Below are 12,029 nucleotides of genomic sequence, written 5' to 3' on the forward strand. Positions count from 1 at the left end.
CTGGGCTCCGCACTACTCCAGGTTCACCGTAACCGAAACCCGGCGATTGGTGGAGTTCCCAGTTCGACTATTTTCATTTTCGGGTACCGCCGGCTCAAAGGTGCCGGCGCCCCGAACCAGCAGCAGTTCCGGAGCGACGCCGCGCTTGTTGAGAAGCGCGCGAACTGTCTCGGCGCGGGCGGCGCTGATCGACGCGTTGGCCGTCTCACGGCCCGTCGTGTCCGAATGGCCGGTCAACATGAACCGCGCTGTCACGCCTGCCTTGCGGGCATTTTCGGCGAATTCCTTCAACTGATCAGCCAATCTGTCGAGCACCGGCGTCTGCTCCGGTCCCGGGACAACTCTACCGGAAGAGAAGAAAATATCGGTCGTCTGGATGGCCTCTCTCAAATGATTAAGTTCTGCAAGGTTCAGCTCGCGCAGCTGCGAGACATCCAGAACCACTCCGTCCGCCGAAAGTTGGTCGGCGGCGGCCTGCGCCCGGCTGATCCAGCCGGCAGGAGCCTCGCCCACGACAACGATGCGACCCTGGACGATCGAAAGCCGAACCGATTTCGGCGGGGACAGCGACGCCGTCAGCCGCTTCACCACGAACTTCGGATCAAGACTCTGATAGAATTGCCACTGTGAATGAACGCGGGCAGGATCAACCTCCGTTCCGGACAGCAGAGCTTGCGGGTCGGCGGCAAGAGGGTCTCTCAGACCGGAAATGTAGAAATGTCCGCCCCTCGCCGTTTGTTGAGCGACGATGATTCCCGGTTGGGCCTCAAGTCGCGACACATAATACTGCCAATGCTCCGCCGCGCGTGCATCGGGGCTCACATCACGAACCTTGGAGATGTCGAACTCCGGTCCGCCTACTGAAAGCTGTCGTGCCGCTGCGCGCGCCCGATCTATCCAGGTATCGGGAGCCTCACCCTCGGCAACGATGCGGTCATTGACGATCGAAAGTCGCACTGTATCCGTCGGATACAGCGACGCCGTCAGCCGCTTCAACACGAACTCCGGCTCAAGGCTCTGATAGAATTGCCACTGTGAATGAACGCGGGCGGGATCGACCTGCGTCCCGGACAGCAGCGACTGCGGGTCGACGGCAAGCGGGTCTCTCAGGCCGGTAATATAGAATTGGCCATCGCGCACATTCTGTTGGGCGACGATGATGCCGGGCTGGGTCTCCAGTCGCGACACATAGGCCTGCCAGCGCTCCTCGGGGCTCACATCACGGACCCCGGAGATGTCGAAGACCGGGCCGCCGGCTGAAAGCTGCTGGGCGGCGGCCCGCGCCCGGTTGATCCACGCGGTGGTGGCCTCACCCGCGGCAACGATGCGATCATTGACTACTGAAAGCCGCACCGAATCCGGCGGCGCCAGCGACGCCGTCAGCCGCTTCAGCACGAACTGCGGCTCAAGGCTCTGGTAGAATTGCCAGCTTGCATGAACACGCGCGGGATCGACCTGCGTTCCGGCCAACAGCGACTGCGGGTCGGCGGCAAGCGGGTCTCTCAGACCGGTAATATAGAATTGGCCGTCGCGCACATTCTGATCGGCGACGATGATGCCAGGCTGGGTCTCCAGTCGCGACACATAGGCCTGCCAGCGCTCCTCGGCGCTCACATCGCGGACCCCGGAGATGTCGAAGACCGGGCCGCCTGCCGAAAGCTGCTGGGCAGCGGCCCGCGCCCGGTTGATCCACGTGGTGGTCGCCTCACCCTCGGCGACGATGCGACCATCGACGACCGAGAGTCGTACCGAATCCGGCGGCGCCAGCGACGCCGTCAGCCGCTTCAGCACGAATTCCGGCTCGAGGCTCTGATAGAACTGCCAGTTTGAATGAACGCGGGCGGGATCGACCTCCGTTCCCGACAACAGCGACTGCGGGTCGGCGGCGAGCGGGTCCCTCAGGCCGGCAATGTAGAACTGGCCGCCGCGAATTTTTTGTTCGGAAACGACGATCCCCGGCTGGGTCGCCAGTCGCGACAGATAGGTCTGCCAGCGCTGCCCGGCTTGCCAGGAAAGAAAGAACCAGGCGCCTGCCGCAGTCAGAATCAGCAGGGCTGCCGTCACCACCAGCCACGGGAATCCCTCTTTTGAATCCGTATGCTGCAGCTCGACGCAGGTCTGCAACTGGGTCTCTACGCCGGGCAACTGCGAGGTGTCCCCGTCGAAGCGCTCCAAAGCCTGCGAGGACTGATCATGGATGCGAAGCAATACGTCGCGGATTACGTCATGCAACTCCTCGGGCGGATTTCCCCTGATCACCGCAACCAGCGTCGCAAACGGTCCGACTTCCGACCAGAGGCGAAGCTCTCCGAACCGGATGGTGTCCAGGCCGCTGTTTTCTTTCTCGTTGAACGAGTCCTTCACAAAATCCTGGATTGCGCTGAGCATCGAGGAAATCAGTTGAGGGTCTTCGCTGGTCGCGTTTTCGGCTGTTACATGCGCGATCAAAAGCCCGGAGCTGCGGCTGATGAGAAAGACATGCTCCACGCGATAGACAAGAGAATGCTTGAGAACGACTTCGGAGAAGCTTGTTCCCGTTCTCCAGGCCTCAAATCTCCACTTGAGGCCATGCCAGGTAAATATATGTCTTAAAGATTCATTCAACGACTGAAAAGTCTGGTCGATTTTTTCACCGATCGACTTGCGAATAGCCGGCAGAAACACCGGATACAATATATCGGTCAGCGCGCTGGGGTTCTTCTGGATGGACCGTTGCGCTGCCCTCTCGACGGCTGGCGCAAGGGCCTCGCCGAGCTGCACAAGAGACGCACCTGCGGCTGCAGTGGGGAGAACGTTCCCTACAGCGGCCGCAAGCTGCTCAGGTTCGTCGAGCAGGTGCGTAACGCGTGAAAGTTCCGAGATTTCGCCGCCGACGAGCAGTTGGCGAAGCCTTTCCAGCCGATGATCGGCGGCTGGAACGCCTTCGTAAAGCGCATGGTTGTCCGGATCGACGTTCCGGGCAATTTCCACCAAAAGGCGGGCCAAAGCCTCGCGATCAATCCCGGTATCGTTCGAAGCTGTTCTTTGAGGAAGGCTGATTGGTTCGACGCTCGACGTCAACTTCCGATCAACTCACTTTCCAGCCACGCTCCGAATTGCCCTTGCTGCCGACGGGATCCTGATTGAGACATTTCGCGACCTCGACAAACAGGCCGGCCAAAAGATTTCGGTCGGTCTTGACGTTGCTGAGATCGGAAAAGATCTTCTCCATCAGCATTTGAGCGCTTTCATTCTTTTGCTTGATTTCCTCGCGCAGCAAATGGTCGCTTCTGTTCATGCGATCCGCTATTTCGCGCTCGAGCTCGCTCAATTGATCAGACAAAGCGCGCACCTGCTTTTCAAGCGCCTGATTTTGATCGCGAAGATTGCGGTCGATCTCCTTGTCGGCCTCGGCTCGCGCATCTTTTTCGTTCCGCAACTGCGTCGCCAGCGAGTCAACCTGCTTCTTGGCATTCGACTCGTAGGTCTCAAGATTGCGCTTGGCCTCGGATTCGACATCCTTGAACCGCTGCAGGAACCGTTCCTCAAGTTTGGAGAAGCGGCGATCATAGTCCTGCATCTGATTGCCGAACAAGAGATCGCGTATCTTGTCGACACCTGGAGCGTCACCGCCGGGCCCGCCCTCGCGCGCCTGGCCCGCCATGAAGTTCAGCCCGTTTCCCTCTGCATTACCTATGAGATTTGCGTCCGCTTTGTTTGCTGAAGAAGCGGCAGTCGAAGATTCCTTAGCCATCACTATGCCCCAATTGCCCAGTGCAACATTAGGAAGTGATAAATCATGTCAGACAAATACCCGGCCCGCAAGCTGGAATCCTGTCGGCGCGGGCCGATTCGTGCCTCCCTTGTTCGTCTCTTGGACCCGCAACAAATGCACGAGTTCCGATTGGTGTCGCTCTCGGTACCGCTATGTGATAGCGGCCCGCCAATCCAATCGACCATTGGACGCAATCTGCCATCGAAAGGCGTATCAAAATGTCAGACTATAGTCACTGGAGCGCAAATAGGTTGCGCAGGCTCTTTGGATGAATCGCAATGGGCTGATCTGGCGGTGCCCATATCGCAGGCCAACAAAATCAAAGCGACGCGCGGAAGTTCGCCACCGGGACTTGGCCAACCAACGGAAGAAATAGGCACTAACAGGTTGATGAAAAAGTCTCGGAGATACCCGTTTTGACTCTGATCTGTGCCGGGTTCCGATACGTTCCGTGAGTTTTGCCACAGCCCGCTAAGTCATTGATAGACGATGGCGGGCCCGGAGGATGTGCTCAAGTTGTTGATTTCATTGATTATTTCGTGGTCTTGAATCAGAAATCTTCCCGCATCGTTCCGAAAGGTTCCGTGACCTGCCGCGCAGTCGAATTTCGCTACGATATGCTTCCTTAGCCAATTTCGGATTCCAGGCATCCGAACAAGGGCTCGCTCGCGCCGTTTCTTAGGCTAAGATTGTTCCAACTGGCGGGAGGTCCGTCCCTTGCGAGAAGAGCAACGCAGGCTTGCGGCGATCTTGGCTGCCGACGTGGCAGGTTACTCGCGGCTGATGGCGGCCGACGAGTTGGGAACGCTGGGGCGGCTGAAGCGGTTCCGAGCTGAGGTGTTCGAGCCCAAAATCGCGCGGTTCCACGGACGCATCGTCGGCTCGGCCGGGGACAGCCTGCTGATCGAGTTTGGGAGCGCGGTTAACGCCGTGCAGTGTGCGATCGAGCTGCAGCGCGAGCTGGGCGGCGAGAACGCCGGCCTCCCCGAAAACCGGCGTATGGCGTTCCGTATGGGCGTAAATCTCGGCGACGTGATCGTCGAAGACGACACGATATACGGAGACGGTGTGAACATCGCGGCACGGCTTGAAAAGCTAGCGGAGCCTGGCGGCGTTTGCATCGGGCGCGCCATTTACGATCAAGTAAAAGGCAAACTCGAATACGTCTATACGGATATCGGCGAGCAACGGGTTCACAACATTGCGGAGCCGGTACGCGCTTACCGTGTCATGTCCATTGAGCAATCCCAGACCAGCTCGTCCGTGCCGTCGGCCAAGGATGCGCTTCCGTTCCGCAACCGACCATCGATCGCCGTGCTGCCTTTCACCAACATGAGTGGCGACCCAGAGCAGGAATACTTTTCTGACGGCATCACCGAGGACATCATTACGGACCTCAGCAAGGTCGGGGCGCTGGCAGTCACGGCGCGCAACACGACCTTTGCCCTCAAAGGCAAGTCGATGGACGTCAGCGAAGCGGCGCGGCAATTGCGCGTTTCGCATGTGCTGGAAGGCAGCGTACGCAAGGCGGGTAGTCGCGTTCGGATCACGGCGCAGCTGATCGACGGGACGAGTGGGCATCATGTGTGGGCCGAACGCTACGACCGTGATCTTAACGACATATTTGCGCTCCAAGACGAGATCGCACGGGCCATCGTCGATGCCCTGAAGATCCGGCTGATGCCGGCCGAGTATGCTGCCATCGGCAAGCGCACGACGGAGAACGTAGAAGCCTATCAATATTACCTCATGGGACGGCAGCATTTCTTGCGCCTGGGCCGTCGCAATCACCTTTCCGCCCGACGCCTCTACCAGCGGGCGCTCGAGATCGATCCTGAATACGCGCTGGCGCGGGCCGGGCTGGCGCTAGCTGAAGGCATGTTGCTGAGATCCGGAGATCCCAGCGCAAACCTTGTCACCTTGAGCGCCGAGGCGCAGCGCGCGCTGGCCTTGGACTCGACGCTGGCGGAAGCTCACGTGGCCCACGCGATGGCACATTTCCAGAAGGAGCAAATCGAGCTCGCAGGCGCCGCCTGTCGGCGAGCAATCGCGCTCGATCCCGATCTCTACGAGGCGCACAGGACCTTGGGCGACGTGCTGCGCATGGAGCGCAAGTTCGCAGAGGCCGCGGCTGCCTATGAGAAGGCGGCGGAGGTTGATCGCAACAGCTATGGTGCGATGTGCATGCTCTGGGATTGCCGCAAGACGCTGGGCGACGAGGAGGAAGCCCACAGGCTTTCAGGGGAGTTGCTTACCCGCATCGAGAAAGCCATGCAGCTCTATCCGGACGATGGGGCAGCCTATGCCTATGGTTGTTACATCCTCCACAATCTCGGCCTGGACGAACGCGCCCTCCAGTGGGCCGAGCGCGCGATCACCATCGACCCGGAGGACTATAACAGCCATTACAATGTCGCGTGTTTCCTTGCGGCGATCGGCGCCGTCGAAAAGGCGATCGACACGCTGGGGCACTGCGTGCCGCAGCTTGGATTGCAGCAAGTGCACTGGATGGCGCAGGACGTGGATATGAATCCTCTGCGCGATAATCCGCGCTATCGGGCGCTGATCGAGCGCCTGGAGGTCAGTTTGGCGAAGGCAGAAGGCCAATCAGGAAGCGGAACCGAAGGACGGCCTTCCGGAGCTTAGAGCCATTTCCCGCTCGGGACTGCGAGATGGCTTTAGGCCGTGACTTCCGATTCCGAAAGGCCGCGTCGCGCCGGTCGGTGACGCTGCGCCGAGTCCAAAATGGCTATAAAATACAATAAAATCAAATGCTTAAATTGTTGGCGGGCCCGGAGGGGCAACTTTTTCTACAGGAAATCAATACGTTAGCGGATGGTTCGCCAACCCGTTTCCTTCGTATTCTCTCGTATGGTCTGAACCTCAAGACGATGAACGAGATTAATTGCTGGCTCGACATATCGATGTAACCGCAGGTAGCTCTCCTAGTGAATGACCGAAAGGGGCCGGAAGCGGCCGGTCCGGTTCTGGGACGAACTAGCCAGAAAGGTGCCATTCCGCTGGCGCCCATCTTGGCGGCAACGAGGACGAGTGGCGGGGCAGCCACAGGGTGGACATTTCAGCCCACATGGAAAATGATCATGTTGCCATGCACAACACTGCAGTGCTCTGATCTCGACGACAAGCCTGAGCGTAGAAGCGGATCAACCGACCTCCGGGTCCAGCGAGCGGGGACGCAAATGGACACCCCAGGGAATGGGCAATTGCATCGCGACGCGGGCGGGCGATCCCGTCGATCGGCCGGCTGGCTTGCCCGCGTCGCGATGTCGGTGGCATTCCTGCTCGGCATGGCTTTCAGCACCACTGCGTTTGCGCAGGACCAGCAGCTACCCGTGGTGACGGCGGCCAAGCCGGTGGTGCGTGAAATCGTCGAAGACGACGAGTTCGTCGGGCGCTTCGAAGCCGTCGACCAGGTCGCCATCCGTTCGCGCGTCAGCGGCTACCTTGACAAGGTCAGCTTCCAGGACGGCGCACTGGTCAACAAGGGCGACCTGCTCTTCACCATCGATCAGCGTCCGTACCAGGCGGCTTATGATGCCGCCAAATCGCAAGTGGACGTCGCCAAGAGTCTGCTCGAATTCTCCAAGATGCAGCTGGATCGCGCCGACGAACTCGCCAGGACCGGCAATATCTCAACCGCGACGGTCGACGACCGCCGGCGGGAATACCTTTCGGCGCAGGCGCAGATGCAGGGCGCGACGGCTGCGCTGACGACGGCCAGCCTGAACATGGAATTCACCGAGATCAAGGCGCCCTTGTCCGGCCGCATCGACCGCCGGCTGGTGTCGGTCGGCAACCTCGTGCAGCCGGATTCCACCTTGCTGACGACCATCGTCACGCGCGACCCGATCGACTTCTATTTCGACGTCGATGAGCGCCTGTATTTCAGCTACGCCCGCGACGCGAAGGCGCGTGGCGGCAGCATGCAGGAAGGCGCCGGCGGGCTCGATGTGGAGGTTCGTGTCGCCGACCGCGCGGAGGCGGTATTCAAAGGCAAGCTCGATTTTGCCGAGAACCGGATCGACAACGCGACCGGCACCATGCGGGTGCGTGCGAAGTTTCCCAACGCCGACGGCATTCTCCAGCCAGGTATGTTCGGGCGCATCAACGTGCCGGGATCGCTGCCGCATAGCGGCGTGCTGGTGCCCGACGAGGCGATCGGCGCCGATCAGGATCGACGCATCGTGTTCCTGGTGGATGAGGCCGGGATGGTGTCGGCGAAGCCCGTGCGCACCGGCCCGCTTCTCGACGGCTACCGGGTGATCCGATCGGGCCTGACTGGCGGCGAGACGATCATCGTCAACGGGCTGATGCACGCCAGGCCCGGCACCAAGGTTAAGGTCGAGATGGCGACGTTGCCGCCCAAGACCGAGACCGCCGGGTTGCAGCAATGAGGTTCGCACATTTCTTCGTCGACCGCCCAATCTTCGCATCGGTCGTTTCGATCGTCCTGCTGGTCCTCGGCGGGATTGCTTATACCCAGCTGCCGGTCGCGCAATATCCCGAGATCGCGCCACCGACCATCGTCGTTCGCGCGCAGTATCCGGGCGCCGACGCCGAGACGGTCGCAGCGACGGTGGCAACGCCGATCGAGCAGGAGATCAATGGCGTCGAGGGCATGCTCTACATGTCGTCCTATTCATCAGGCGACGGATCGATGGCGCTGACCATCACTTTCAAGCTGGGCACCGATCTCGACAAGGCGCAGGTGCTTGTGCAGAACCGCGTGTCGGTCGCCGAGCCGCGCCTGCCCGAAGAAGTCCGCCGCCTCGGCATCACCACCACCAAGAGCTCGCCCGACCTGATGATGGTCGTGCACATGCTGTCGCCCGACAATACCTACGACCAGCTCTATGTCTCGAACTACGCCCGCTCGCGGGTGCGCGACATACTGCTCAGACTCGACGGCGTCGGCGATCTCATCATCTTCGGCGAACGCGAATATTCGCTGCGCATTTGGCTCGATCCGGAAAAACTGTCCGCCCTGGGGATGACCTCGGGCGATGTGGTGCAGGCGCTGCGCGACCAGAACGTCCAAGTGTCGGGGGGCTCGATCGGCGCGCCGCCGACCGGCACCGGCACGGCGTTCCAGTACACGGTCACCACGCAAGGCCGCTTCAACGACGCCCGCGACTTCCGATACGTGATCGTCAAATCGACCGACGACGGCCGGCTGATCTCGCTGCAGGATGTGGCGCGCATCGAGCTCGGCGCCAAGGAGTATGTCACCAACTCCTATCTCAACGGCAAACCGGCGGTGGCGCTCGCCATCTTCCAGCGGCCGGGCACCAATGCGCTCGCCGCAGCCGCGGAGATCCAAGACAAGATGAAGGAGCTTTCCCGCGACTTCCCGAAGGGGTTGAGCTACGACATCGTCTACAATCCGACCGAGTTCGTCGCCGAGTCGATCCAGGAGGTCTACAAGACGATCCTCGAGGCGATGCTGCTGGTCATCATCGTCATCATCGTCTTCCTGCAATCGGGGCGCATGGCGATCGTGCCGATTGTGGCGATCCCCGTGTCGCTGATCGGCACGCTGGCGGTGCTTTACGCCGCCGGCTTCTCGCTCAACATGCTGACGCTGTTCGGCCTCGTTCTGGCGATCGGCATCGTCGTCGACGATGCGATCGTCGTGGTCGAGAACGTCGAGCGCAATATCGCCAGTGGGCTGGCGCCCAATCCTGCGTCGCACCTGACCATGGACGAAGTCGGAACGGCAGTCATCGCGATCTCGCTGGTGCTGATAGCCGTGTTCGTACCGACAGCCTTCATCCCCGGCATTTCAGGGCAGTTCTACCTGCAGTTTGCGATCACCATCGCGGTGTCGACAGCCATCTCGGCATTCAATTCGCTGACGCTTTCGCCAGCGCTGGCGGCACTGCTGTTCAAGCCGCACCACGCCACGGCGGCGCCACCGCGCTTTTTCCTGGCGCGGTTCGGACGGGCGCTCGCCGACGGCTTCAATCGCGGCTTCGACAGGGTCGCCCATTGGTATTCGAGCATCGTCCGCGTGCTGGTCGGCTCGTGGTTAGCGATCACCGCCATGCTGGCCGTTTTCGCGGCCCTCATCTACGCGACGGTCTACATGGTGCAGACGGTGCCGCGCGGTTTCATTCCGTCGCTCGATCAGGGATATGCGATCGTCGTGGTCCAGTTGCCGGACGGCGCCTCGCTGTCGAGGACCGATGCGGTCATCCAGCAGGCGTCGCAGATCATCCAGAAAACGCCTGGTGTCGACTACGCAGTCGCCTTCGCCGGCTTCTCGGGCGCGACCTTCACCAATGCCAGCAACGCTGGCGTGATTTTCGCCAGGTTCAAGCCGTTTGACGAGCGGCTGAAGGCCGGCCAGTCGGCGACCAAGGTCATCGGCAACCTGTTCGGCAGCCTGCAAAGCATCAAGGAAGCCTTCATTATCGCACTGCCGCCGCCGCCGATCCGCGGCGTCGGCAATGCCGGCGGTTTCAAGCTGCAGATTCAGGAGCGCAACAGCGCCGACATGCGGCAGATCCTGGCGCTTGCCTACGAAATCGCCGGCAAGGCCAACAAGACGCCGGGGCTGACAGGCGTGTTCACCACGTTCTCCGCGTCGAGCCCGCAATTCTTCCTGGCGATCGATCGCGACAAGGCGCGCATCCTGAACGTGCCTATCCCCAACATCTTCGAGACCCTGTCGATCAATTTGGGCACCGCCTACGTCAACGACTTCAACGCTTTCGGGCGCGTCTACCAGGTACGGGCGCAGGCCGATCAGGCGTTCCGCCTCGATCGCGCCGACATCTTGAAACTGAAGGTGCGGTCGGCGACCGGCGCGCTGGTTCCGCTCGGCACGCTGATCGAGATCCGCGACGTCACCGGCCCGGCGCTGGTCCAGCGTTACAACATGTACGTCTCGGTGCCGCTGCAGGGCAACGCCGCGCCGGGCGTTTCCACGGGCGACGCGCTGGCATTGATGGAAGGAATCACGGCAAAGACGCTGCCGGCCGGTACCTCCTATGAATGGACCGAGCTCGCCTATCAGGAGCGCAACACCGGCAATGCCGCTGTCTATATCTTCGGACTATCGGTGCTGTTCGTCTTCCTGGCGCTGGCGGCGCAATATGAAAGCTGGGTGCTGCCGTTCGCCATCGTGCTGGTGGTGCCGCTCGGCGTGCTCGCGGCGTTGCTCGGCGTGACTTTCCGAGGGCTGGACAACAACATCCTCGTGCAGATCGGCCTCATCGTGCTGATCGGGCTTGCCGCCAAGAACGCGATCCTGATCGTCGAATTCGCGCGGCAGGCGCAGGAACGCGGCCTGTCGGCCGCCGAGGCTGCCGTCGAAGCCTGCCGGCTCAGGCTGCGGCCGATCCTGATGACCGCCTTCGCGTTCATCCTCGGCGTCGTGCCGCTGATGATCGCAACGGGCCCGGGCGCAGAAATGCGCCAGTCGCTCGGCACCGCGGTGTTCTCCGGCATGCTCGGCGTCACCTTCGTCGGCCTGTTCCTGACGCCGGTGTGCTACGTCACGCTTAGATCGCTGTTTTCACGGCGCAAGCCACGTGCTGAGGCCGGGGCTTCGGGGCCGGCAGAGGCGCCATCGGAGACGGCTGCCGAGTAGCGCAACCGCGACCTCCGGAGTCCTCGCTTGCGATGTCTGCTTTCAGGACGCGGCAGCTGATCTCTACGGCCAAAATGGGTCGAGAGCTGACCGTCGGCTTCTAGTTTCGGAATGTTAGAACCGGACCTTCAGAGCGAGGCAAACACCAATTTGGCCGCGACGAGGTCCGCCAGGCCCGAGCCGACAGCTTTGAAAAATGTGATCTGCTGCTGGTTGCGGCGCCCTTTGATCTCCGCTCTTGCGAGCTGTGCAAGAGTACTGCGGATATGATTTGGTGAGATCAGTGCGCTCGCACGACCGCGTTGAAGGCCGAGGTGACGCGATTGTTTACCTCGATGTTGCCCATTGCGGTCGAAGACGGGAGAACGATCGAGCCCTTCTCGATCCCCTTGTCGGCCAGGCACTTGACGAGTGCTTCACCGGCGATCGCCGCGGCGGAGGCGTCCTGGCCGGTGTGGCTGATGCCGCTGCGGTCGAGGATCGTGCCGTCGAGGGAATTGGTCGTGGCTACCGGTATGCCCTTGGCCTCGGCGGCCTTGACGATGTCGTTATAAGCGCCGACCGGGGCGTTGTCATGATCAGCCCATCGATCGTGGGGTCCTGCACGATCTGGTTCAAGCAGGCCATCCTCCGCGTAAGCATCGAATTGAGTCAGGAACT

The 12,029-nt window shown here is 61.2% G+C and carries 6 protein-coding genes and 1 pseudogene; 3 read left to right on the forward strand and 4 right to left on the reverse strand.

Translation table 11 applies throughout. The features are described from left to right. Positions 1-12: 12 nt before the first annotated feature. A complete protein-coding gene (locus tag RFN30_RS18395) occupies positions 13-3,060 on the reverse strand; it encodes an OmpA family protein (protein ID WP_320263507.1) in 3,048 nt (1,015 codons plus the stop codon). Between the two features lie 7 nt (positions 3,061-3,067). Continuing rightward, positions 3,068-3,733 (reverse strand): hypothetical protein, encoded by a 666-nt coding sequence (locus RFN30_RS18400; protein ID WP_320263508.1) that lies wholly within the window; start codon positions 3,731-3,733, stop codon positions 3,068-3,070. A 738-nt stretch (positions 3,734-4,471) separates the two neighbouring features. Here RFN30_RS18400 and RFN30_RS18405 point away from each other — a divergent pair. The 3 genes from RFN30_RS18405 to RFN30_RS18415 all read left to right on the forward strand — a co-directional run bounded on the left by RFN30_RS18405 (position 4,472) and on the right by RFN30_RS18415 (position 11,369). Further along, positions 4,472-6,400, forward strand: a complete 1,929-nt coding sequence (locus RFN30_RS18405; protein WP_320263509.1) for a TPR end-of-group domain-containing protein — start codon at positions 4,472-4,474, stop codon at positions 6,398-6,400. 662 nt (positions 6,401-7,062) lie between these two features. Then, positions 7,063-8,169, forward strand: a complete 1,107-nt coding sequence (locus RFN30_RS18410) for an efflux RND transporter periplasmic adaptor subunit (protein WP_502572748.1) — start codon at positions 7,063-7,065, stop codon at positions 8,167-8,169. Further along, positions 8,166-11,369, forward strand: a complete 3,204-nt coding sequence (locus RFN30_RS18415) for an efflux RND transporter permease subunit (protein ID WP_320263510.1) — start codon at positions 8,166-8,168, stop codon at positions 11,367-11,369. Before RFN30_RS18410 ends, RFN30_RS18415 begins: the two co-directional genes overlap by 4 nt. Before the next feature lie 128 nt (positions 11,370-11,497). Here the strand turns inward: RFN30_RS18415 and RFN30_RS18420 are convergent, their stop codons facing one another. Together RFN30_RS18420 and RFN30_RS18425 are read right to left on the reverse strand one after the other, a co-directional pair. Then, positions 11,498-11,773, reverse strand: coding sequence for a hypothetical protein (locus RFN30_RS18420; protein WP_320263511.1), 276 nt, complete (start codon positions 11,771-11,773; stop codon positions 11,498-11,500). Next, positions 11,659-12,002 (reverse strand): annotated as a pseudogene (locus RFN30_RS18425) (substrate-binding domain-containing protein); the annotation flags it as partial. The gene RFN30_RS18420 and the pseudogene RFN30_RS18425, both read right to left, overlap by 115 nt. Positions 12,003-12,029 lie beyond the last annotated feature (27 nt).

This window comes from Mesorhizobium dulcispinae, assembly GCF_033977345.1.
Classification (GTDB): Bacteria; Pseudomonadota; Alphaproteobacteria; order Rhizobiales; family Rhizobiaceae; genus Mesorhizobium; species Mesorhizobium dulcispinae.